The 23,890-nt window shown below is 59.5% G+C and carries 13 protein-coding genes; 6 read left to right on the top strand and 7 right to left on the bottom strand.

Translation table 11 applies throughout. The features are described 5' to 3' along the window. Positions 1-5: 5 nt before the first annotated feature. From IPM39_04085 to IPM39_04060, 6 genes are all read right to left on the bottom strand, one after another. Positions 6-887: a GNAT family N-acetyltransferase gene (locus tag IPM39_04085; protein MBK8985251.1), complete on the bottom strand. Its 882-nt coding sequence runs from the start codon at positions 885-887 to the stop codon at positions 6-8. A 181-nt stretch (positions 888-1,068) separates the two neighbouring features. Continuing rightward, positions 1,069-8,175: a carboxypeptidase regulatory-like domain-containing protein gene (locus IPM39_04080; protein ID MBK8985250.1), complete on the bottom strand. Its 7,107-nt coding sequence runs from the start codon at positions 8,173-8,175 to the stop codon at positions 1,069-1,071. A 751-nt stretch (positions 8,176-8,926) separates the two neighbouring features. Further along, positions 8,927-10,228 carry a sugar ABC transporter substrate-binding protein gene (locus IPM39_04075; protein MBK8985249.1) on the bottom strand — a complete coding sequence of 434 codons (1,302 nt, stop codon included), beginning with the start codon at positions 10,226-10,228 and terminating at the stop codon, positions 8,927-8,929. A gap of 205 nt (positions 10,229-10,433) precedes the next feature. Further along, positions 10,434-11,120 carry a carbohydrate ABC transporter permease gene (locus IPM39_04070; protein MBK8985248.1) on the bottom strand — a complete coding sequence of 229 codons (687 nt, stop codon included), beginning with the start codon at positions 11,118-11,120 and terminating at the stop codon, positions 10,434-10,436. After that, positions 11,110-12,036: a sugar ABC transporter permease gene (locus tag IPM39_04065; GenBank protein MBK8985247.1), complete on the bottom strand. Its 927-nt coding sequence runs from the start codon at positions 12,034-12,036 to the stop codon at positions 11,110-11,112. Before IPM39_04065 ends, IPM39_04070 begins: the two co-directional genes overlap by 11 nt. Positions 12,037-12,195: 159 nt before the next feature. Further along, on the bottom strand, positions 12,196-12,951 hold the full coding sequence (locus IPM39_04060) for a prepilin peptidase (protein MBK8985246.1): 756 nt from the start codon (positions 12,949-12,951) through the stop codon (positions 12,196-12,198). A 175-nt stretch (positions 12,952-13,126) separates the two neighbouring features. On the opposite strand from IPM39_04060, the gene rplU reads away from it, so the two are divergent. The 6 genes from rplU (at position 13,127) to IPM39_04030 (ending at position 17,361) form a co-directional block, all read left to right on the top strand. Next, on the top strand, positions 13,127-13,441 hold the full coding sequence (rplU, locus tag IPM39_04055) for a 50S ribosomal protein L21 (GenBank protein ID MBK8985245.1): 315 nt from the start codon (positions 13,127-13,129) through the stop codon (positions 13,439-13,441). Between the two features lie 12 nt (positions 13,442-13,453). Next, positions 13,454-13,729 (top strand): 50S ribosomal protein L27, encoded by a 276-nt coding sequence (gene rpmA / locus IPM39_04050; GenBank protein MBK8985244.1) that lies wholly within the window; start codon positions 13,454-13,456, stop codon positions 13,727-13,729. Next, positions 13,723-14,172: a 50S ribosomal protein L31 gene (rpmE, locus tag IPM39_04045; protein ID MBK8985243.1), complete on the top strand. Its 450-nt coding sequence runs from the start codon at positions 13,723-13,725 to the stop codon at positions 14,170-14,172. The genes rpmA and rpmE overlap by 7 nt, the downstream gene beginning before the upstream one ends. A gap of 87 nt (positions 14,173-14,259) precedes the next feature. Beyond that, positions 14,260-14,859 (top strand): thymidine kinase, encoded by a 600-nt coding sequence (locus IPM39_04040; protein MBK8985242.1) that lies wholly within the window; start codon positions 14,260-14,262, stop codon positions 14,857-14,859. A gap of 7 nt (positions 14,860-14,866) precedes the next feature. After that, positions 14,867-15,427, top strand: a complete 561-nt coding sequence (gene hpt, locus IPM39_04035; GenBank protein MBK8985241.1) for a hypoxanthine phosphoribosyltransferase — start codon at positions 14,867-14,869, stop codon at positions 15,425-15,427. Positions 15,428-15,723: 296 nt separating this feature from the next. After that, positions 15,724-17,361 (top strand): HDIG domain-containing protein, encoded by a 1,638-nt coding sequence (locus tag IPM39_04030; protein MBK8985240.1) that lies wholly within the window; start codon positions 15,724-15,726, stop codon positions 17,359-17,361. 114 nt (positions 17,362-17,475) lie between these two features. Here IPM39_04030 and IPM39_04025 read toward each other — a convergent pair whose 3' ends face one another. Further along, a complete protein-coding gene (locus IPM39_04025) occupies positions 17,476-23,835 on the bottom strand; it encodes an SDR family NAD(P)-dependent oxidoreductase (GenBank protein ID MBK8985239.1) in 6,360 nt (2,119 codons plus the stop codon). Between the last annotated feature and the right edge of the window lie 55 nt (positions 23,836-23,890).

Below are 23,890 nucleotides of genomic sequence, written 5' to 3'. Positions count from 1 at the left end.
ATTCGTTATTCCCCATGATTTGTTTGTAAGAGGTAATAGCTGCGGGCACGGCCGTCTTCGCTCTTCTTGTGATAAAACTCTGTAACGACGAACCCGGCGGCGAACCAGGTTTCAAAAAGCGCTCGTGTATGCAGCCGCCAGGTGTGGGCCAGGGCAAAATCGGCCGTTTTGATGGCCTGAAAGTTGGCCGGAATTTCGACCAGGTAAAAAGGCAAATCGCTGCGGGGCATTTGTGGGGCGGCTTCTGCTGGAACTAGCAGCCCGGCGTTGTTGAATGTGGCCGGGTTCAGAATCGTCGCGCCGCGCTGTAACAGGCCGGCGAGGGGCAGCAGCCGTATCTCCCCCATCATCCGCCTGTCCACGCGCTCGCTGCCCAGCCACCAATCTACGTCGAAGCGGTCGGTGGGCAGTCCGGCGTTGATGCCGCCCATGTCGCCGTGGAAATGGTGCAGGTAAGTGTGGCAGGTTGCGCCAAGGAGGGCGATGTTCAGACGGCCGTTTCTGCTCTCCAACGGGTCAAACGTCCAGGTAATCAGCGGGATGCCGATGCGCAGGGCAAATTCGCGCTGCGCCAGCTTCAGTTGGCGGCCAATGCCCTGCCCCTGGTAAGCGGGCAGCACCCCGGCCATCACCGAATACATTTTCAGCCGCTCGGCCGCCGGTTGGTCGGGGCGCTGCGGGTTGGGCATGGTCGCCAATGTCCCCAGGACTAAGCCAACGAGACGGCCGTTGTCATACGCGCCAATCAGCGCCGCGCCGTTGTAGGCCAGAGCGTGCAGCGAATGGGCCGACATCAATTCATCGTCGCCCATTTGCCAGGTCTCGCGCTGCACAGCTTCGGCCTGACGCATGTCGGTCAGTGTGGTGATAGGGTGGATGGTTATCATAAGTCAATCGTCAACCCTTCGGCAAGCTCAGGATCAGTCGTCAATTGTGCCACTGTCCGGCGGCGTTCACAACTATTGGTTACAAAAAAACCCCGCCACAGTTTTTGTGGCGGGGTTTCTTTTTATTGGTTCACCGGATAAGCTGCTCGGATGAACAACTTATCGCAATGAAGAACGGCCGTTACGGTTTTACGATGACCGGCAGGAAGATGTAACGAGTCGCCAACGTAACCGACACGCTGTCCTCGGCCATGGCCGACATACCCAGACCAGCGTGCGACGCTGTCCACCGGGCGGTGGAAGCAGTGTTGGCCGTGATGGTCTGCGTGTAGACTACCGATTCGCTCGCGCCGGGCAGCAAGTCGTAGATGAAGGTAGCAATGTGCCCGAAGACGGTATCGGTGATGGTGTGGGTTGGCAGCATGACATTGCCGGTGTTGCTGACGGTGTAGCAGTAGTAGACCACCGAGCCGGGGGCCACTTCCAGCGTATTGGCCGTGCCACACTCGTTGGTGGCGCTGACCGTTACGTCCAGGTTGATGGCCGCTGCCGGTTGTTCCACGTGCATCACCACCGTCGCCGGTGTGACCACGTTGTCGAACGTACCATTGAAGTACAATTCGGCCGTGTACGTGCCGGTTTGGGTGATGACACTGGCGTCGAAGAGCAGGCTGACGGCCGTCTCGTCACCGGCAGCAATTGTGCCCGCGTTGGGGGTTTCCACCAGCCACGGCGCATCTACGCCGCCGCTGCCGCAAGCAAACTGCCCCGGATAGAGGTAGCAAACGGCCAACGGCGTCGGCAGAGCGCTTGTGCCACGGTAATATTGCAGCCCAATCGTGCCGGTCTCATTTTCGATGCCGGCCGAATGCGTGCCAGCGTCGGAAGGCGCAGCCTGGTAGTGGACTTCGATGTTGTTGCTGCCTTCAAACAGCTTGTACTGCAATGTCACCGCGTTACCGCCACCGAAGTGAGGCACGTCGGTGAACTGCACAATCATGTACCGGCTGGGCGCGCTGCCCATTGTCTGGTACTGGATCGTGCCGCCCAAGCTGGGGTTCAGGTCTTCCCACCAGCCGGCAATCACGCCGTTGGGAATGCCTGTATCGGGCAGAATACCGCCGGTGCAGCAGCCGTTGCTCGACCCGGAGAGTACCGTCAGGAAGCCGTTGGAGCTGATGTAGATGTCGCTGTACTCGGTCCCGTAGTAATCGAAGGCAAAGCCGATTGGCAGCGCCGCACTCACGGAATCGTCGGTCAGCGCAACGGCCGTGCCAGTCGCCGCGATGTCCTCGAAGTCGTAGGCCACCAGTCCGTCGGCTTCGTTAGAGTCGGTGCAGGTGTAGCCAAAGGCATCGGGCGGGCAGGTGGTCGCCGGGCTGTAGAAGCGGCCCGCGAGCGGGTTACCCGTCTCCACATCGCTGAGAACGAAGTCGAAAGCGGCCGTGCCGGTATTGCTGATGAGCAGCGTTTCGGTGAGCATTGTGCCCAGACCCACTGTTACCTCAAAGCTTTGCGGCGCGTAGACCAGTTCGCTGAAGATGGGGGTCAGGGCAAAGTCGGTTGTCACCGTCGCGCCCTGGGCCACAGCCACCGTTTCCATTTCATCAAAGTAACCAGCAGCGGTTACTTCGATGTCGTAAGAACCGGCAGGCACAGACAGGGAGTAGCTGTCGCCGGAGACGGTGACGTCTACACCGCTGCCGCCTGTTACGTGGATGTTAGCCGTTAGCGGGTCGCCGGTGAGGGCGTCGGTGATGCTGCCTTCCAGGAAGCCGCAGGTGGGGCAGTCCAGGTGCATGGTGAGAGGCATCACCGGCGGGGTGTTCTCGAAGTTGCCGCTGAAGCTGAGATCGGCCGTGTACGTGCCGACTTGCAGCAAAGCGCTGGCGTCGAAGACAACCTCGAAGGTGACGCTGCTGCCGGCCGGAACCGTGCCGCTGTTGGGCACGGCCGAGGCCCACCCACCGCTGCCAGCGCCGAAGCTGCCGTAACCGCGTACCATCCAGTTCCCGGGCAGACCAAAGGAATCAATGGTACCCCAGTCTGAATCGGCCGGTAAAGTGGGCGGATTGCCCGGCGTGCCCGTGTAAAGACCTATCCAGGAACGCCCAACGGATGCGGTTTGGTCTATAGACGCCGGGAATTCACCAGCATCTGTACCGGCGGTACGGTTCACCACAGCGATGAGGACATCGCCAGGACCGTTGAGGACGATGGGCGCCGTGCTCGGGTAGACGGACCAGGTGACATCGTTGGTGGCCTGGACGGCCGCATTCAGGATGCTGCCAACAAAGTTGGCCCCGGTTCCGGGGTTGCCATCGCCATCGGTGTCTTCATAGACGTAGATGTCTACCAGTTCGCCGACGTTCACACCAACAGCCGAGCCGAAGAGGACTTGTACTTCGGTGAGGGTGAAGGGGAAGTCGCCAGCGGCCGGCGTGAAGCGGTTGAGCCAGATGAACTGTCCACCATTGGTCAGACCAATGGCGTCTTCCCGCGTGCCATCATCCAACACCAGGTTGACGTCGGCGAAGGGGGCTAACGGGTAGGAAGCCACCGCCGCCGGGCGACCGAATGTGCTGAAGTTGGCGTTGGGGGCAACGTCCTTCGTTTCCGCCAGCGGGGTCACTGTCAGCGGGATTAACCGCAGTGGTCCACCGTAGTTGCCGATGTTGACGTTGAAGTCGAAGGGAATGGTGCCGGTGTTGGTGACAGTGACGGTGTTGCTGACTACGTCGCCAACGGACATGAATTCTTCAATGGCCGCCGGGCTGTAGACCAGTTCGCCATATTCGGGAACCAGGGCGAAATCGGTGACGGTGGTGGTACTTGTCGTGGCGGTCACCGTGGCCGAATCGGAGAAGTAGCCATTGGCGCTGACTGCGATGGTGTAGCTGCCGGGCTGCACAGCGATGTTGCTGTAGCTGCTGCCGTTCAGGGTCACGTCGAAGCCGCCAGGGCCGGTGATGTGGATGCTGGCGCTGAGCGGGTCACCGGTGCGGGCATCGGTGATGTCCCCGGCCAGGATACCACAGGTGGGGCAGCCCAGGTGCATCGTCAGCGGCATGGTCGGCGGTTGGTTGACGAATGTGCCGCTGAAGTTCAGTTCGGCGGTGTAGTCGCCGGTCTGATACAGCGAGGAGGCGTCGAAGACGACTTCAAAGGTGGCGGTGCTGTTGGCGGGAATGGTGCCGCTGTTGGGCACGGCCGAAGCCCAGCCGCCCGCGCCACCAGGGAAGGTGGCAAAACCCAGGGCGTCTACTTCTGCGCCGCCGGGGAAGCCGCCCACCAACGCGCTGGCGCCGGTGGTGGTATCAATCACGCGCATTTCACCGGCGGTTGTGTAGGCCGCCCAGTAGAGAACGCCAGAGACTTGCTCGAAGTCCATGCCTTGTGCGAAATTGGCGGCGACGCCTAACGGCCCTACTACCGTGCCCACGCCAGTGGACGTGTCAATTTGGTAGAGGGCGTCGCTGATGAGATCTACGCCGTACATTTCGCCTTGGGCATTGATGGCGATATCAATGATGCACGTGCCGGCGCCGATGGATCCGATTTGGGTCAGGGCGGCTGTGGCCGGGTTGATGGTGTACAGGGTAGAGCTGGTACCGCAGACGGAGGATACGGCGTAGAGCGTGCCATCCACAGCGCCGGTCATACCGGCCCAATTGCCATTGCCAACGGCCGTGCCAATTACTGTCCGCGCGGCAGTGGCCGTGTCTATGCTGACAAACTGGTTGGTGTCGTAATCCAGGGCGTACAACTTGGAGAAGTCACTGCCCAGGAAATCACCGGCGGGATGGAACTGCGGCACACCGCCGACGGCCGTCCAGGTTCCTGGCGCATCCACATCGGGGAACAGCACCAGGTTGAGACCGGGGAAAACGTCCAGAGCATACGCCATTTCGCCCATTGGCGCTAACGGGTACACATCGCCGGCTGCCGCCTGAGTCGGGGCTTGCGGCGGGCGCGCCGTTGTCTGCGGCTCGGTGTCGGCCGGCAGCGTGCCTTCAAAGCGTGGGATGGAGATGTCTACCAGTCGCAGTTGCAGCGCCGGACCACCGAAGTTGCTGATGTTGGCGCTCCAATCAATGGGCAGCGGGCCGGTGTTGGTGACGGTGACAGTGTTGCTGACCACATCGCCAATGTCCATATACTCTTCGATGGCCGCCGGGCTGTAGGTCAGCACCGAACCATCCAGGACAAAGTCTACGGTGGTGATGGTGTTGGTGAGGACAACAATGTTGTTGACCGTTTCAGCAACGTAGTTGGTCGCCGCGGCGGTGACGCTGTAGGTCCCAACAGGCACAGTCATGTTGTAGTCGCCAGCCGCATTGGTGGAGACGGTGCGTTGGTAGCTGCCGTCAACGGCCGTTACCGTCGCCCCCTGAATGCCCAGGGTGGTGACAGCGCTGGAGACGTTGCCTGCCAGCGTGCCGGTGTCTGCGCCGGTGCCACACCAAGCTACGGCAACCTGCATACTTTCTTCCCGGTCGGCAACAGTCATGGCCTCAAACGGGAAGGCCCAGAAGGTGGTGCGGTAGACGCCGCTGTCTTTGTTGATGGCCGCATTCTTGGCGTTGTTGCCCAAAAAGGCCACTTCGGCCGTAGCGTCTGGGTTTACCGGGTCAGAGAAGTCGGTGAAAGGATAGGTGAGGGTGTATGGCCCTAACCCGCCAAACACCGAGTTTTGCCCCGTCACCGTGGTGTAATCGCCGTCATCATTGGTGATGGTGGCGACGCCCAGGTAAGTGGTCATAAAGGGCGTGATGTTGCGGTCGTAGCGATAATCCTGGCTGCTGAGGAAGAGGCAGGAGCCGCCATCCAGCCAACTGCCCAGGGCCGCTTCACCGGCCGCGCCGGGGCCGGCCGCGCCGCCAAACTCATCACCGGTGAACCAGATGACCATGCTGTAAGGGGACAGGTCTTGGGCGGTGGGTTCGTTGTCGCTGTTGTTGGTGTCCCACACGTCGTAGAAGAGGCCCAGGTTATCCAGAATGTCCGTGTAATAGCTGCGCACGTCTGGCCCATTATCATCGTCGTCCACCAGCAGGATGGGCGGGATGTCGCGGGTGGTGAAGCTGTAGACCGCCGAGGCCGCGCCGCCGCCGCAGGTGTTGCTGGGGGTGACACGCCAATAGTAGGTGGTGAGGGGATTGAGCGCGGTCGTCGCCTGGTGCGAAGTGCTGTTGACGGTGGCCGTGTAGACGATGGTGCTAAACGCGCCATCGGTGGCTACTTCCAGATAGTAGCTGCCCGCCTGGGTGGCGTTGTTCCAGCTAAACGTTGGCAGCAGGTCAATGTTCGTGGCTGTGTCGGCTGGCGTTACCAGGGTGACAGCGCCGGGAACGGCCGTGAACAGATTCAGTCCCACCGTGGTGGTGTGGGTGGGTGTGGGTACGCCAATGCCCACAATATTGACATTGTATGAGCCAGCGGTCGCCCCGGTTGTGCCAATGGTCAACACACTGTCGGTTGTCGGCGTGATAACCGAAGATGGCACAAACGTCGCTGTCGCCCCAGGTGGCAAACCAGACGCGCTCAGGTTTACCTGACTGTTGTAACCACTGAAGTAATTGACGGTAACATCATAAACCGCATCGGCCGGTGTGCAGATATTGCGTTCGGCCGGATCGGCTTCAATGGTAAAGTCCGGGCCAAGCGTGCCGGTACATTCTGGCAGGCGGAAAACGCCAATGCGCGTATTCCAGTTGAAGCCGGCGTCATCTACGTCGTGGTATTCGTTGGTATACCAGAAGGTACATTCGTCGGTCGGGTCAACATTGATGGAACTGTAATCTCCCCAACGATGAATGCCGGTCTGTGAACCAACACCCGCATACAGTGAGGCTTCGGCTTGCAGCGTACCCAACGGGTCGGTGCGCAGGCGTGTGGCATAACGAATGGAGGGGCGCGTCGTGCTGCTGGAAACGGAGTACCCTAAGGCAATGTTGCCAGACCCATCCATGGCAATACTGCCCATGAAGCGGTGATCGCTGTCCGGGGCGTGTGTGCCTTCCTGATGCAGTATCCAGCCGGCGCCCTGGTTTTGCAGTTCAAACCACCGAATCGCGGCGCGGTCTGTGCCGTCTACGTCTACAGTGAAGTTGCCGACCATCGCTTCGTAGCCGCCCAGGTTGCGGTAGGCAAAGCGCCACATCGGCCAGTAGGAAAGCGAATCAATGCGCTGTGCCGTAGCCGGCTGCGGAATACAGTTGCCGACGAAGAAACCGCACACCGTATAGTTGTAATCGGCGATGGGAATTTGTTGGGCAATGCCAAAAGTGGAATTAGCCGGAGTTACCCAGTCCACATCAAATTCATACAGCACCAGGCGGTCTACGCCGGCCGGATGGTTCGGATACCCTTCGGCAAGCATGGTGTAGAAGTAGCCAGGGCTGCCGGCCGGTGGGGCCGTGGGACCATCCAGATCGGCGGGCATCATGAAGTTCGGATGTCCGTTAGAGTATTGGAACGTGGCCGGTTGTCCCGCCAACATGCGCACGCGGTCGAAGGCGTAGGCGTAATATTGGTTGGGGAAACCGGTGTTTGTGCCCATGTAATAGGCATCGGGCCAGACGCCAAACTTAAAGTAGTCCGGGAAGTCCGGCATGGCAAACTGATAAAGATAATAAGCGCCGGTGGGGTCGGGCGTTTGCGAAATAGCGATGCACATATGCTCAGGTGTGCTGCTAACGGCAAACTGCGACAATAACCAGCGGTCGGCCAGGCTGTCCCAGACCACGATGGGGTCGCCATCGTTTTGGCTGGCGCATTGGGTCAGACCGCTCCCGGTGAAGAGCGCGTTGAAGGGGGTGTCCCCCTGGACGACGTTGCCACTTTTGTCGAAGATGGCAAAAGAGACGTTGACCATTTGCACGTAGTGGTTGGGGCCAACTTCGCCAATGGTGTCGGGCGGGGTGTAGCCATCGGTTCCCAGCCCTTCAAAGGTGAAAATGGGATTGGGCGTGCGCCCGGTATCAATCCACGATAGAGCTTCCAGGGGGTCTTGTTTGGTGGTGTTGGACCCTGGCAGCCCCATGTCTTCCATGAACAACCCCGGGTTGCGAATGGGGTTGATTTCACGGTCGAGAACCTGTTCTTGTTTTTGCGGTTCAATCTCGCGGACCGGCCGGCTGAGGGCAGGGGTGACGGGTTCGCTGGTGAAAACTTGCGTTGTCGGTGAACTGACCTGGTCAGACGCCCGACTGTTGGGGGTTGAGGTTAACAGGAAAACTGCCAGTAAAATAGCAATTCCGGCTAATATCCTCATAGCCATTTTCATTGTTTTTCTCCTTGCATACAAATGAAACAACAATAAAAGAGTCGCCTTTTGTTAAACAGCCAGACAGCTAAATGACGCGAATGTGCGAGGATGCTGGCCTGTTTCGTGTTTTTATAGGCCTAGATTTTGGGAACTAGATGCCAGTTTGTTCGCCTTATGTCGCGGGACTACCCAAGCTTGCCGATTGGTGAACCAGGTTGGCGCTCGCTGTAATTATTAATCCGGCCTATTGGCAAAAGGTTTAGATCCAGTCGTTTGTACAGATATGGTTTTTGTCTTTATTAAAAATAGCACCTCCTTATACTCATACGGGCAACCTTGTTGTGGTGTGATGTCTTAAAGTGCATACCAACAAACATTAGGTGATTATAGGAATCACCAGAGCTGGTTTGTTGCAATGTGCATTTGGCTGAATGATAGAGGATGCCAGCCGAAGTGGGAGGCATCTGCAAGATGTTTAGACGGTGGGGAAATTGGAAGGGAGAAAGCTCCCGTGGAGAATTGAAATCGAGAAACGGCCGTATCCCGACCATTTGATTTGTGCTGATGTGAAACGACGTTCATGCAACCTGCACCCGTTGATCTACTGCATTGGGACACGTTTACTGATGGCTCATGATTCTCTCATGAACCGGCTTTTTTGCCAACCGTAAATTCTGCCAAAAGGCTGGTAAAAAATATGGCGAACCTGACAATGGGCAAAATTTGTCGGGTTCCCCATATTTAGCGGCCGAGGGCTGCGGGCGGTGGGTTAAGGCGTGTTGGCTTTGTCGAAGTAGGGTTGGGTGAGGCTAACGGCCGTTGCCGCCGCCTCCTCCACGCCAACCTGCCCATAAAAAGCCCGTTCAATCTCCTGCCCGGCCGTTTCCTCAATGCTCACCCAGGTGGTCGTGATGGGCACGCGGCGGATTTGCGGCACGGTGTCCAGGAAAACCCGGCTGTTGGCCGGGGGCAGGTCCGGCGAGAGGAAGGCGGGTGATTCGGCGACGGCAATCAGGGAGGGCACTGTGCGGCCGGATTGGGCGATGATCGTCTGGCCGGCGACGGAATTGGCGAACTCGATGAAGGTCCAGGCGGCGTCTTTGTTGGCCGCCGCGTTGGCCAGGCAGTAGGCGTCGCTGTGCAAGATGCCGGCGGCCTGTTGGCCGCGTGGCAGCGGGGCCACATCCCATTCAAAGCCGGTGATGGTGCGGTAGGTGGGCACGCCGCGGCGGCTGTTGAAATACATTGCCAATGTGCCGTTTAAGAAACGGCTTTCGCTGTCTTGGGCCGCTTCGGCCACCGCGTCGGGCACAACGTGTTCTTTAAGCTGCAAATCCACAAACCATTGGAAAGCGGCCAGGGCTTCCGGGCTGTCCAGGGTCAGGCGGGTGGGCCGCGCTTCGTTGTCTACCAGTTCGCCGCCAAACTGCCAAATGAAGGGCGCTAGCCGGAAGATGCTCGGCTCGATGCCCACGCCGTATTGGTCGGTACGGCCGTCGCCATCCACATCTTTGGTCAACGCCCGCGCCGCCGCCAAAAAGTCGGCGTGGCTCCAATCGTTGGCCGGATAAGGCAGCCTGGCGGCGTCAAACAAATCTTTGTTGTAATAAATTACCAGGCTGGACAAATTCTGCGGGATGCACCACAACTGCCCGTCCAGGTAAAACGATTCGGTCGCTTCCGGGTAAAAATCAGCCTCGGTAATCACGCTGCTGGCGGCCAGATAGTCGCCGAGCGGGGCCAATCCACCCTCGGCCACAAAAGAGCCAAAGCGGCGGTAATTCAGCAGCATCACATCCGGCGGTTGGCCGGCCGAAAAGGCTGTGGCTAACCGTTGGCGGTATTCACTCTGGCCGGGCACATGCTGCAGCTGCACCGTAATCTCTGGGTGCGCCGCGCTGAAGGCGTCTACCAGGCTGACGTAGGCTTCATATTCTGCCTGATCGCCAAAAACGGAGAAGCTGATAACCGCCGGCTGCGACGTGCTTTCGGTTGAGGTGTTTGCGGATTGGCAGGCCGCCAACAGCAGCACCCCCAAGACAAGACACAGTACAAGGATTCGTTTCAACATATTTTTAGCTCCCGTTGTCAGATTCCCATGATGGATTGCCGTACACTGAACCCTGCCGCTAGCTTTGGTCCATCAAACTGGCAATAGACAGGTCGCTCAGAAAAGAGCGCTGTAAGATGATGAACAAGAGCAAGACAGGCAGGGTGATCACCGCCGAGGCGGCCATGAGCAGCGACCAGTTGGTGGGGTCTAACTGCTTGAGAATTTACAAACCGATGGGCAGGGTGTACAGTTTGGTATCAAAAATGTACAACACCGGGCTGACAAAATCGCTCCAGTACATGACGAAAGAGAGGATGATGACGGTAACGGCCGTCGGCCGCACCAACGGCCGTGCCAACCGCCGCCACATTGCCCAGGCCGACGCGCCATCCAACCGGGCCGCTTCAAAAATCTCCACCGGGATGCGCCGGTAAGCCCAGAAAAACAGCAGCACATACAGCGGGCTGCCGGCGGCAAACGCCGGAGCAATCAGCGCCCACAGCGAATCTATCAGGCCCAGCCAGCGCAAAATCTGGAAGCGGAACAGCCACACCGACGCCCCAGGGACCATCAGCAGCACAATGCTGGCGATGAGCAGCCGCCGCCGCCACAAATCATCTTCCTGCGACATGGCAAAGCCGGCGATGGAAGCGATGAACACGGTGATGGGAACGGCCGTACCCACCACGATCAGCGAATTGCGAATGTAGCGGGCCATCGGCAGCAAATTAAAAATGAAAGGATAGTTCGCCAACGTCGGCGACTCCGGCCACCACTCAATGCTTGTCGGCGGCGGCAGCCCCGGCTGGCGCAAGGACGCCGTAAAAATCCAATAAATCGGCAGCAAAAACAAGACCGCCACCGCCAGCCCGGCCGCATGGTGCAGCAGCCAACCCAACTTATGCCTCATCGGTGCTTCCTCCCAGCCCAAGGATGTTGACAATCCCCAGCACAATCAGCCCCAACAGCGCATAAGTCAGCAGCAGCAGCGCCGCCGCCAACCCCAGCTCAAAATAATCGAAAGCCAACTCGTAGATCAACAGCGGGGCAAAGGTGGTGGCGTAATAAGGCCCACCATAGGTCATAATAAAGGAAGGGGCGAAGGTATTTTGCAGACTTATCACCAAATCCCGAAATGTCAGCAGCATCAGCCAGGGCGTCAGCAGCGGCAGGGTGATTTGCCAGAAACATTGCCAGCTGTTGGCCCCATCCACCCTGGCCGATTCGTAAAAGGAGCGGGGGATATTGGCTAAACCGGCCAGCAGCACCACAAACCCCTCGCCCATCTGGAACAGCGACAAAATGACCATGGCCAGCCGCGCCGTGCCCGGTTCGGTGAGCCAGGCGGGCGTCGGCAGCCCCAGACCGCCTAAAACCAGGTTTAGCGGCCCATAGACCGGGTTAAAAATCCACAGCCACAACAGGGCGTAGGCGGCTTCGGGGATGATGGTGGGCACGTAGACGGCCGTGCGATACGACCCAAACATGCGCCCTTTGCGCTGCAACAACAGCGCCAACAGCAGCGCCCCCAACAGCCGCAGCGGCACCGCCAGCAGCAAAAAAATGGCCGAATTGCGCAGCGACATCCGCACCAGGCCAAAGCTCAATAAATCTCTGAAGTTTTGCAGCCCGACAAAACGGGGCACGCCAATCGCTTTGTATTCGGTAAAGGCGATCAGGCTGGTGGCTACGGCCGGGATCACCACCAAAATCAACGTGCCTACCAGGTAAGGCAGCAAAAAAAAACGCAGTTGCGTTTTATAAGGCAGTCGCCAGTTAAATTTTGCTTTAGATAGCTGCATCGGCAGCGTTTGTGGTCTTTCCATATCAGCGTTTTCAGCGTTTATCTGCGTCCTATTTTGACTTCTCCGACAGGCTGCCAGTGTACGCAATCCGCAATCGGCAATCCGCAATCGGCAATCCATCGGGCGCTGCCACAGGCAATTGCCAACGGAAAACGGTTTACGGACTTCGGTTTACGGCCGTTAACCTAACAGCCAGTTGGTAATCTGCTGGCCCCACAGCAGCATGATGATGGCCGCAGCGGCCAGATATTGGCCGTAGGGTAGATAGGTGCTGCGCTTCACCAGGCGCGTCGCCAGCAGCAGCCCGCTGACGAAGCCGCCCAGCAGGATGCCGATCATCAAGGCGATAAGAATGTGGGGTACGCCCAACATTGCGCCCATCAGCAGGGCCAGTTTCACGTCGCCCTGCCCAATGGCTCCCGGCCCAAATGTCACTTTTGCCAGCCAGTAGATGCCCAGAAAGAGGACAAAACCGAGGACAGCCCCCAAGGCGGCGGAAATGAGGTTGATGCCGGGTAAGATGAGGCTGAACAACAGGGCAACGGCCGTTCCCGGCAGCGTCACCACATCCAAAATCAGCCGGTTTTCCAGGTCTATGACGATGATTAGCAGCAGCGCGGCGATGTACAGAGCGTATACTGCCAGGGTGAGCGGCTGAGTCAGCAGGGTGGGCAAAGCGGCAAACAGCAGCGCCGTGCCCACCTCCACCAGCAGCGGGCGGCGGCGCGGCGGTTGGCCGCACTGCGGACAGCGTTCCCCGTCCGCCAGCCGCCGGGCAACCGCCAGCCAGCCAGCCGGCCCATAAACGTGGTCACACTCTGGGTTTGGGCAGTGGGGTAGAAGAGACGGCCGTTCCCGGTGCGGCAAATCATCGGCCAACAGGTTGATCAGGCCACCCACCAACAATCCAATCACGCCAAACAGCAAATTGAGCATCCCTGTGATTATAGCCGATGCATCGGCAGGTGGAAAAAACAGCATCTTCTTTGACAACCCCAGATGGGGCGGCTATAATTCTCCTTCGCTGCGTGGGTTGTCCGACCACTACCCAGGCAATTTTATAATCAGAGCAGCCGGCATCTTGTATGCCGGTTCTTTTTGGAGGTATGTTGTGTACGCAATCGTAGAAAGTGGCGGCCGGCAGTACCGCGCCGAAGAGGGTCATAGTTTCTCTGTCGAGAAGCTGCCCTACGAAGTCGGTGACCAAATCGAGCTGGAAAATGTTTTGCTCCTGGCCAATGGCACAGGCGTAAAAGTTGGACAGCCAACACTGGCAGGCGTTTCGGTAAAGGCGACGGTCGTCGAACAATATCGTGGTAAAAAGATTTTTGTGTGGAAATACAAGGCGAAGAATCGGTATCGTCGGCGGAGAGGGCATCGGCAAAGCTATACCCGATTACGCATAGATGAGATCATCGCCGGTTAAGGAGAGAGAATCATGGCACATAAGAAAGGTGGCGGTTCGACACGAAACGGCCGTGACAGCAACTCAAAACGCCTTGGCGTCAAACGATTTGGCGGCGAGCATGTCATTCCCGGCAACATCATTATTCGTCAGCGCGGCACCAAAATTCGCCCCGGCAACTACGTGGGGCTGGGCAAAGATTACACCATCTACTCCCTGGTCGAAGGCCAGGTGACGTTTGAGACCAAACACGGCCGTAAATACGTCAGTGTTTATCCCCCAACCCCGCAAGAGGTCGTCGCATCATGAGACAAGACATTCATCCCAAATGGTATCCCGATGCCAAAGTCATCGTTGATGGCGAAGTTGTGATGACCGTTGGCTCTACCCGCCCCGAAATCCGCGTGGAAATCTGGTCCGGCACGCATCCGTTCTATACCGGAACCCAACGTCTGCTGGACACCGAAGGGCAGGTTGATCGCTTCATGCGCCGTTTGCAGCGCCGCGAAGCCATTCTTACCGACCAGGCCGTCAAAGAAGAGCAGGCCATTCCCACCAATTTGGAAGTTGGCGCGATGGGTCTGGGCACACGGGCTGAAAAAGCGTTGGAAGACGCCAATCTCAGCACCGTCGGCGATGTACTCGGCTTGTTAAAAGAAGGCGACGACGCGCTGTTAGCTCTGCCCGGCATTGGTCAGAAAGCGCTGATTGACATCAAACGCTTCCTGCGCGCCGAGGGTCTGATCGAGTAAGTAACGGCCGTTGCATTCGAGTTACAATCTAAGGGCAGATGCGGTAACGTATCTGCCCTTCTTTGTTTAAGCGTCACTACGACAATTATGGGAAAGCATACACGAGGAAAAATTGAAGTCATCTGCGGCAGCATGTTCAGCGGCAAAACTGAAGAACTCATCCGCCTGCTGCGCCGCTCGGTCATCGCCCAACAGCAGGTTCAGGTCTTTAAACCAGCCATTGACGACCGGTTTCACATCCAAAAAGTCACCTCGCACGTCGGCAATGCCTTTGAAGCCCATCCGGTCGGCCGCGCCGCAGACATTCTAAACCAACTACAACCGCAAACCACCGTCGTCGCCATTGACGAGGTGCAGTTTTTTGATGCCCAGGTCGTCGAAGTCTGCGAAACGCTGGCCCATCAAGGCAGGCGCGTCATTTGCGCCGGGCTAGACATGGACTTTCGCGGCGAACCGTTTGGCCCCATGCCCGCTCTGCTGGCCCGCGCCGAACAGGTGACCAAGCTGCACGCCATCTGCGTGGTTTGCGGTGAAGAAGCCAGCCGCACCCAACGCCTGGTCGAAGGCCATCCCGCCGCCTACGACGATCCCGTCGTCCTGGTGGGCGCGGCCGAAGCCTACGAGGCGCGCTGTCGGCAGTGCCACGCCGTTTTGCCGCCGCGCAATGGAGCAAACAGCCATGAGTAATGAGACTATCCGCAATCTATCCGCCGACATTGACCGCATCTTGATTGATGAGGCTGCTTTGCAGAGTCGCATCGAGGCCATTGCTGCCCAAATCACCGAAGATTATGAAGGTATTGAAGATTTGCTGCTGATTTGCGTGCTAAAAGGCGGCTATATATTCTTGTCTGACCTGAGCCGCGCTCTGAAACGGCCGCACACCCTTGATTTCATGGGCATTTCCAGCTATGGCTCTGGGACCAGCAGCAGCGGCGCGGTGCAGATCATCATGGACCTCAAACAGCCCATTGCTGGTAAACACGTGCTGATTGTCGAAGACATCATAGACAGCGGCCGTACCCTGGATTACATGCGCCGTAATTTGCTCGCCCGTTCGCCTGCCTCCTTGCGCATCTGCTCGCTGCTGAACAAACCCTCGCGCCGCGAAATTGATGTCCACGTCGAATATGTCGGCTTCGACATCCCCGATGAATTTGTGGTGGGCTATGGCCTGGACTTTGACGAACTTTACCGCAATCTGCCGTGCATTGCCGTGCTAAAACCGGCCGTCTTTGCCCATCTGACGGCGTAGTGTTCATGTTCAGTGTTCGGTGTTCAGTGTTCGGTGAGACTTTTTATCGTTCATCGGTAACATCTCAATAAATCGGGGGAGCCTATGAGAGGTTTGTCGCTGCCGCCACGGTCGTCTTTAGCCCCGTTTACAGGGCGTCGTTTTTTAGCCTGGGGCTTTAGCTCCAGGCGCAGCGGACCACCGACGACGACCAGCGCTAAAGCGCCGGTCTATAAAACAGCGCCGGGTAAACCCGGCTTTTACCTCTTTGCTACCGATTACCCCAAGATATTGAGAAGATACGTTCATCGTTTGCCATGACTTCATCTTTTGCTATAGACCTCACCCCTTATGCCGGCCGTTGGGTGGCGCTGATTCAAGGCCAGGTGGCTGGCGTTGGCGAGACGCCGGAGGCGGCCAGACGATTGGCGCAGCACAACCGCCCCAAGGAGCGGCTGGCGCTGCGCTACGTGGAAGCGTCGGGTGGGGAACCGCTGGCCTTGCCGCCGCTGTTGGCCGATTTACGGCCGTTCTTCGCCGAACTCGACATCCCCGTTTACCTGGTGGGCGGGGCCGTGCGCGACGCCTTACTGGGTCGCCCCGGCCACGACCTGGATTTTGTCGTGCCCGACCAGGCCATTCGCCTGGCTTTTAAGGTGGCCGATTTTCTGCATAGGCCGGCTTATGTGCTGGACCAGGAGCGCGACGCCGGGCGGGTGGTGCTGCGCGAAGCGGATACTACCCTGGATTTTTCTCGCTTTCGCGGGCCAGACCTGGCCGCCGATTTGCAGGACCGCGACTTTACCGTCAACGCGATGGCTCTGCCGGCGACGGCCGTTACCCAGGCCGCGCTCGTTGATCCTCACGGCGGGCTGGCAGACCTGGCTGCCCGCCGTCTGCGCCTGGTACAACCAGAGGCGTTGGCCCATGACCCGGTGCGTGCCTTACGCGCCATCCGCCAATGCCTGACGCTGGATCTGAGCCTGACGCCAGAAACAGGCGCGGCCGTGCGCGCCGCTGCCCCCCTGCTGTCCCAGGCGTCCATTGAACGGGTGCGCGACGAACTGCTGAAGCTGTTCAACACGGCCGTACCACACCAGGCTCTCAGCGACATGTGGCAGTTGGGTGTGTTGGCCGAGGTGCTGCCGGAAATTGCCGCGCTGGACGGCGTGGCCCAATCGCCGCCGCACCTGTTTGCTGTGCTGCCCCACACTGTTCAAGTGTTACGCTGGCTGGCGCTGGTGGAGACGGCCGTCGTCAGCCAAATCCCCACCCCCGATGACAGCCTACACATTGCCCAGCAGGCATTGGCCCCTTACGCCCCCCATCTGGCCGAACACCTGGCGCGGCCGGTGGATGGCAGTCTGGACGGCCGTGTGCTGCTCCGTTTGGGGGCGCTGTTTCATGACGTGGGCAAAAAAGCGACGCAAACCATCGAGGCCGACGGCCGTATTCGTTTTCTGGGGCATGATGGGGTGGGGGCGGCGATGGCGAACGGCCGTTTGCGCCAGCTTTGCCTGAGCAACCAGGCCATCAAACACGTCGAAGTTATTGTCGCCGGGCATATGCGGCCGTTGCAGTTAGCCGGAACTGCTGGGCTGCCTTCACGCCGGGCTATTTACCGCTACTTCCAGGCCACGCAAACCGCCGGGCTGGACATTGGCCTGCTCAGTCTGGCCGACCACCTGGCAACTTATGACGGTCCTGGCCCGATGGAGATATGGGCGCATCTGGTAAACGTGGTCGCCCGCCTGCTGCGCCATTATTTCGACCACCACGCCGACACCATCGCCCCGCCGCCGCTGCTGGACGGGCATGAACTGGCGCGCCAATTGCAGCTAAAACCTGGGCCGGAAATCGGTCGTCTGCTGCGCCTGATCCGCGAAGCCCAGGCCGCCGGGGAAATCCACAGCCGTGAAGAAGCCCTGGCCCTGGCGTGGGATAGTAAGCAGTAGTCAGTTCAGTATCAGTAGATCGAAACGGAGCGCGAGCATCTTGCCCGCATTGGCAGGCGGGACGCCTGCGCTCCCATACTCAGTTAGACCTCTTACTGAACACTGAACACTACATCAGCTCCTCAACGCCTCGCGTAACTTCTCCACCACCGTATACACGTTAGGCTCCAAAATCAAACTATCATGGTTGCCCGGAATGACGACGATTTCCAGATTGGGGACCAGATTTTTCCAGCCCCGGTCCAACCCGGCGTGGCGGTATACTTCGGCCGTCTCGGCGGCGGTGAACAGCAGTACACGGCCGTTATACGGTTGTGGTTGGTAACGCGACGCCGCATTTAAAAAATTGGTGGTCAACTTATAATCGCGTAGTTCAAACGGCAGTTCGCCACCCTGGCGCGTATAATACTTCAGTCGTATTTCCTTGCTCAGCCGTTCATAATCTCGCTTGATTTTCTGCTGCGTCCGTTTGGTCAGGTAGCCTGGCCCATTGGCGCGCAGATCAGCCCACTGTTCTGGCCGGCTTTTGTGCAGCATCCCCAGCCCGGGGTGGAACGTATCGAAGAAGACAACCATGTCCACCTGTTTGCTCTGGCTGCGCAAGCGCTGCGCCATTTCATAGGCAATCACACCTCCACCAGAGTAGCCGCCCAGGATGTAGGGACCATTGGGCTGGGTCTCCAGGATGGGCGGCAGGTACAGTTCGGCCATGGCTTCGATGGTAGACAGCGGTTCCTGTTTGCCATCTACACCCAGAGCTTGCAGGCCATAAAAGGGTTGGTCTTTGCCCAGAAAACGGGAAATGTCGCGGAAGTTTAAGACATTGCCGCCAGCGCCATGGGCGCAGAAGAACGGCCGTTTGCCTGCCTGTCCCTTTTCGATGAGTACCAGCGGCGACCATTCGCGCCGTTTGCGCGGGGTGGGTTTTGCGGTTAGGATTTCAGGCACGGCAGTTTCTGCCAACACCCCATCCCCCAATTCCTCCACCACCAATTCGGCCAACGCGGCAATAGTCGGGGCTGTGAACAAGGTCGCCAGCGACAAATTCAGGCCATAGGTTTTCTTAATCCGGGCAAAAAAGCGCACGGCAATGAGCGATTGCCCGCCCAGATCGAAGAAATCATCGTGAATACCAACCTGGCTGATGCCCAGCATCTCCTGCCACATTCCGGCCAGCGTTCTTTCCACCGGGTTGCTTGGGGCGACAAAATCGCTTTGCAGGTCTGGTCGTTCCAGCTTTAGGCTGCCGGAAGATTCAGCTTCCGTTTCTGCTTCATTCTCTTGTGCCTGGGCGATCAGCGCCGCCAAATCTAGCGACGAGACGATGATTTGCGTCGGCGCACCGCCGGTCAGGACGCGGTTAAAGGCGTCGGCCCCTTCGGCTGGCAGGATGCCATCGGTAAGCGCCAGGTCTAGCAGCGTTGTTTTGGCGGCCGACGGCCGTGCTGCCGCCGGTTTCAGCAGCGCGGTCGGGTCTATCTTTTTCAGGGTGAAACTGCGGATGTCTATTAACGGCCGTCCTGCTTCATCATAAATCGTCACGTCAAATTCCGGCATGTCGGGTGCATTACCGACACGCAGGCGGGCGTGGCTGTAAATTTTGTCCGGCAGTGGATGGTCAATACGCACCTGCCGGTACACAAAAGGCACGTAAAACGACTGTTGCCCATCGTAGCCATCAATGAGCGGTAGGGCAAAACTGGTTGCCAGGTCCATCAGCGCCGGATGCACCAGGTACGCCTGGGTATCGGCGGCAAATTGGGGTGGCAGTTCCAGGTAAGCCAGCGCTTCACCCTGACCAAAATAAAGGCGGCGCAGATTTTTCCAACGCGGGCCAAAGTTTAGATAGGCCTCTTGCTCTGTTTGTTGTTCCATCAGGCCCAGCGTCAGGGTGCGCTTCTGGCAGCGGTCCACAATTTCTTGCAAGTTGCAGGGCAGCGGCGCGGCGCCGGCGGCGCGGGCGACTATGCCTCGCGCATGTTCTAGCCAATCGGATTGGTTACGGCCGTTCTGACTGGCCACCGTGAAGGCAAACGCCTCATCCCCTTCTTTTTCCAGCAGCACTTTCACCCGCCGCGTCTCATCCGCCTCTACGCCGAGGGGCTGCATAAACACCAGGTCCCGAATTTCCACCGCGCCGTTGGGCGCGCCTTTGTCCAGCGCCGCTTTGGCAATTTCCAGATATCCAGTTCCCGGCAGCAGCGCTTCGTTGTTCTTCAGGCGGTGTTGGTCCAGCAGCCAATAATCGCTAACGCGGTAATCGGTGACGTACTCCAGGCGGTCCGGGGCGTCCACCACCAGCCGACGCAGCAGTGGATGGGGCATTGGCGCACCAATTGGCTCGGTCAGTTCGCCCCGCGCCGCACGGGCGGCCATGCCTACTTCCTGCCACACCCCCCAGTTCAGGGCGATGGTTGGAACCTGGGTGCGGGCGGCAAAGCTGCCGGCAAAAGCGTTGAGGAAGGCGTTGGCCGACACGTAATCAATCTGCCCGACTGGGCCTAACACGGTACTGGTGGAGGAAAACAAAACGAAGAAATCTAGCGGCGTCCCGGCCAGCAGTTCGTCTAACAGCAGCGCGCCTTCCACTTTGGGGCGCAGCACGCGCTGCGCTTCTTCGCGGGTTTTGAACGGGATGAGGCTGTCGTTAATGACCCCGGCGCTGTGGACAACGCCCTGAATAGCGCCGAAGCGCTGGCGCACGGTTTGCAGTAGAGCGCCCATTTGCGCCCGGTCGGCGCTGTCCGCCTGGACCACCAGGACTTCGGCGCCGGCCGCTTCCAGGGCGCGTACCTGCTGAATGGCCCGGCTGGCGGCGTCGGTTTCGCCGCTGCGGGCCAGCCAGTTGTCCCATTCCGCCCGGTCGGGCAGGCCAGAGCGGGATGTCAGGACGAGTTTGACGCGCGCTTGCTGCGCCAGGTTGTGGGCCATGACCAGGCCGATGCCGCCCAGCCCGCCGGTGATCAGGTAGACGCCGCCATCTTTGATGACACTGTTCAGCTCCTTTTGCGCCGCCAGGGAGGTTGGGACAAAGCGCTGCGCCCAGCGCTGCCCAGCCTGATAGGCGATGATGGGTTCGTCGAGGTCGGCGCGAATCTCATCGAAGAGCCGGGCGACGATGGGGGCCAGGCTGTCGGCGCTGTGTGGTGCGCCTGGTTTGGCGGTGGGTGGGAGGGAGATGTCTAGCAGCTGCCCGGCGACGTGGGCTAGTTCGTGGGGGATAACCCGCGCCGGGCCAACCAGGGTGGCTTTTTCGGGCGCGGCGGCGGCCGTCTGGCCGACGTGCAGCGCGCCGTTGGTGAGGATGCGCAGGTGTATTTTGTCTGGCCGTTCTTCGGCGGCTAGAGCCTGAGCCAGATGGAGCAGGCTGTAGAAGCCGAGGGTTTGGTTGTGGTGGTAGGCGGCTACGGCCGTTTGCCCCGCCGGCCGTTCATTCACCGTCCACAAGTGCAAGATGCGCTGTGGGAACAGATTTTGGCTCTCCAGTTCGCTTAACAACTGCTGGTAATCTTCCACCTGGTCGGGGGCGATCTGGTATTGGTTCAGGGTGGGGCGGGCAAAGGCTGCGCCGGGGCGGACAAACACCACGTCGTGGCCGGTGGCTTGCAGCTTCGCGCCCAATGCAGCGCCCACGCCCAATTCATCGGTAAAAATGAGCCAGGTCAGTGGGGTATCGGCGTTGGCGGGTAGGGAAATCTCGCTGCGGGTCCACTCTGGTTTGTAGAACCATTGGTTGATGTCTGGCAGTTTGCGCAAAGGGGCGGGGGCGGGGGTGACGGCCGTACCCAATACCTTGCCCGGCTCAATCCAAAAGCGCTGATGGTCAAATGAATAGGTGGGCAGCGGGATGCGCCGCCGTGTTTCGCCTTCGTAGCGCCTATCCCAGGGTATGGCCGCCCCGGCCAGCCACAGTCGGCCAATGGTGTTTGTCAGGAACAGCGCGTCGGAGATCTCTTCCTGGCTGTGGCGCATGGTGGGCACGGCCGTATGGCTGTTTTGTTTGGCCGGGTGTTGGCGCACCAGGGAACTGAGCGTCTGGCCAGGACCCACTTCCAGGAAGATACGGCCGTTTTCCTGCATCAACGTCTCCAACCCGGCGGCAAAGCGCACCGTGCGCCGCAGGTGCGTCACCCAATAGCCGGGCGTCGTCACCTGCTGCGGGTCCGCCCAGGTTCCGGTGTAGTTGGAGATGAAGGGGATTTGCGGCGGGTGGAAGGTGATGGTTTGCAGATGGCGCTCGAACTCGGCCAGAATCGGGTCCAGCATGGCCGAATGGGCCGCCACGCGGATTTTTACCCGGCGCGATTCGATGCCCTTCTCAGCCAGCAGCGCTTCCATGCGGGCCACCGCCGCCACGCGGCCAGAAACCACGCACATCTCGGGGCTGTTAATGACGGCCACGCCTAAATCTTCAATCAGCAGCGGCTGTACTTCCGCTTCCGGCAGGGGCACGCTGATCATGGCCCCTTCGGGCAGCGATTCAAACAGTTTGCCGCGCAGGGTGACGATGGACAGGGCGTCTATGGGCGAAAGAACACCGGCCAGGCAGGCGGCGGTGTATTCGCCCAGGCTGTGGCCGGTCATGGCTGCCGGTTCGATGCCCCAGGAGAGCAGCAGCCTGCCCAGGGCCAGTTCAGCCATGAAGATGGCGGGCAAGGAGAGCGAGGCTCTTTGCAGATCTTGAGCCGCCGCCTCTTCCGCGCCCGGTGGGGGGAACATGATGGCCTGTAAGTCTACGTCTAACTGCTCTTTCAGCCAGGCCAGACACAAATCAATCTGTTCGCGGTAGACGGGTTCGGTCTCATACAGTTCCCGACCCATGTTGGGATACTGCGCCCCACCGCCGGGGAACATAAAAACCAGCGACGGTTTTTCGGCGACGATGGATTGGCTGAGGATGCGCTTGCGGTCGTTGGCTTGCAGCAGTTCCAGCGCTTCGGCTGTGCTGCTGGCGGCCAGGATGCGCCGCCGGGCGAAGGGTTGGCGACCTAGCTGCAAGGTGTAGGCCACGTCGGACAGGTTTACACCCGGGTGGTCTTGCAGATAGGCGGCCAGGCGTTCGCTGGCGCGGTCCAGGGCGGTTTGGGTTTTGGCGGAGAGGGGCAGGAGTTCATACGGCCGTCGCCCCCCCTCCGTTGGCTCTAGTTCTGGCGCTTCTTCCAAAATGATGTGGGCATTGGTCCCGCCGACGCCCAGAGAACTGACCCCGGCGCGACGCGGGGAGCCAGCCACGCGCCAATCTTGCAGCGTATGGTTGACATAAAACGGACTGCTGTCAAAATCAATCAGCGGGTTGGGCTTGCTGTAATTCAGGCTGGGTGGAAGCTGCTTGTGCTTCAGCGCCTGCACCGTTTTGATCAGCCCGGCCACGCCAGCGGCCGTATCCAGGTGACCGATGTTGGTCTTGGCCGAACCGAGGCCGCAGTAGCCGGTTTTGTCGGTGGAATGGCGAAACGCCTGGGTCAATGCTTGTACTTCAATCGGGTCGCCGATGCGAGTGCCCGTGCCGTGCGCCTCCACGTAGGTGATGGTATCGGCCGCAACGCCCGCCAGCTCAATCGCTTCGGCGATGGCCGCCGACTGCCCATCTACGCTGGGGGCCAGATAGCTCACCTTGCCCGCGCCATCGTTGTTGATAGCCGAGCCTAAGATGACAGCGTGAATCGTATCGCCGGATTCAATGGCGTCGGCCAGCCGCCGCAGGGCGACTACGCCTGCGCCGCTGCCAAACACCGTGCCTTCGGAATCGGCGTCGAAGGAGCGGCAGTGGCCGTCGGGCGATAAAATTTCGCCGTCCTGGTACAGGTAGCCCTGGCGATGGGGCAGTTCCAGGGTGACGCCCCCGGCCAGAGCCATGTCGCATTCGCGGTTGAGCAGGCTTTGCACGGCAAAATGGATGGCGACCAGCGAGGTGGAGCAGGCGGTTTGCACGTTAACGCTGGGACCGCGCAAATCCAGCAGGTAGGAGACGCGGGTCGTCAGGAAATCTTTGTCGTTGCCGGTGTGGCGCAGCAAGAAAAAGCCCACTGTTTGCAGCAGGTCGGGGTTGGTCAGCAGGTTGAAGGGCAGGTAGGCGTTGTGGCCGGAGCCGCCAAAGACGCCAATCGCCCCGTTGAAGCGGGCGGGGTCGTGGCCGGCGTGTTCCAGCGCTTCCCAACACACTTCCAGGAAATGGCGATGCTGCGGGTCCATGATGGCCGCGTCGCGGGGGCCAAAGCCAAAGAAGGCGGCGTCGAACAGTTCCATACTGTCTAGGGGCATGCCCATGCGCACGTAATTGGGATGGCGCAGCAGCGCTTCGCTGACGCCGGCCTGGCGTAGTTCGTCGTCGGTGTAGGCGCGCAGGGCTTCACGGCCGTCGCGCACATTGCGCCAGAATGTGTCTATATCTTCCGCGCCGGGGAAGCGGCCGGCCATGCCGACGATGGCGATTTCTGTGCCTACGAGTGTGTCTAGAAGTTCTTCATTGTTCATGGGTTGATACGTTTACCACGGAGACACGGGGAACCAGAGGATGTAAGACTTTCCT

It is taken from the genome of Candidatus Leptovillus gracilis, assembly GCA_016716065.1.
Lineage (GTDB): Bacteria > Chloroflexota > Anaerolineae > Promineifilales > Promineifilaceae > Leptovillus > Leptovillus gracilis.
Note: the sequence above shows the minus strand (reverse complement) of the source record. Positions and strands in the feature narration are given on the sequence as shown.

What these genes read in the sequence shown, in the direction of transcription:
- IPM39_04085 (MBK8985251.1), bottom strand. Translation starts at nt 887, where the DNA reads ATGATAACCATCCACCCTATCACCACACTGACCGACATGCGTCAGGCC.
- IPM39_04080 (MBK8985250.1), bottom strand. Translation starts at nt 8,175, where the DNA reads ATGAAAATGGCTATGAGGATATTAGCCGGAATTGCTATTTTACTGGCA.
- IPM39_04075 (MBK8985249.1), bottom strand. Translation starts at nt 10,228, where the DNA reads ATGTTGAAACGAATCCTTGTACTGTGTCTTGTCTTGGGGGTGCTGCTG.
- IPM39_04070 (MBK8985248.1), bottom strand. Translation starts at nt 11,120, where the DNA reads ATGAGGCATAAGTTGGGTTGGCTGCTGCACCATGCGGCCGGGCTGGCG.
- IPM39_04065 (MBK8985247.1), bottom strand. Translation starts at nt 12,036, where the DNA reads ATGGAAAGACCACAAACGCTGCCGATGCAGCTATCTAAAGCAAAATTT.
- IPM39_04060 (MBK8985246.1), bottom strand. Translation starts at nt 12,951, where the DNA reads ATGCTCAATTTGCTGTTTGGCGTGATTGGATTGTTGGTGGGTGGCCTG.
- rpmA (MBK8985244.1), top strand. Translation starts at nt 13,454, where the DNA reads ATGGCACATAAGAAAGGTGGCGGTTCGACACGAAACGGCCGTGACAGC.
- IPM39_04040 (MBK8985242.1), top strand. Translation starts at nt 14,260, where the DNA reads ATGGGAAAGCATACACGAGGAAAAATTGAAGTCATCTGCGGCAGCATG.
- IPM39_04030 (MBK8985240.1), top strand. Translation starts at nt 15,724, where the DNA reads ATGACTTCATCTTTTGCTATAGACCTCACCCCTTATGCCGGCCGTTGG.
- IPM39_04025 (MBK8985239.1), bottom strand. Translation starts at nt 23,835, where the DNA reads ATGAACAATGAAGAACTTCTAGACACACTCGTAGGCACAGAAATCGCC.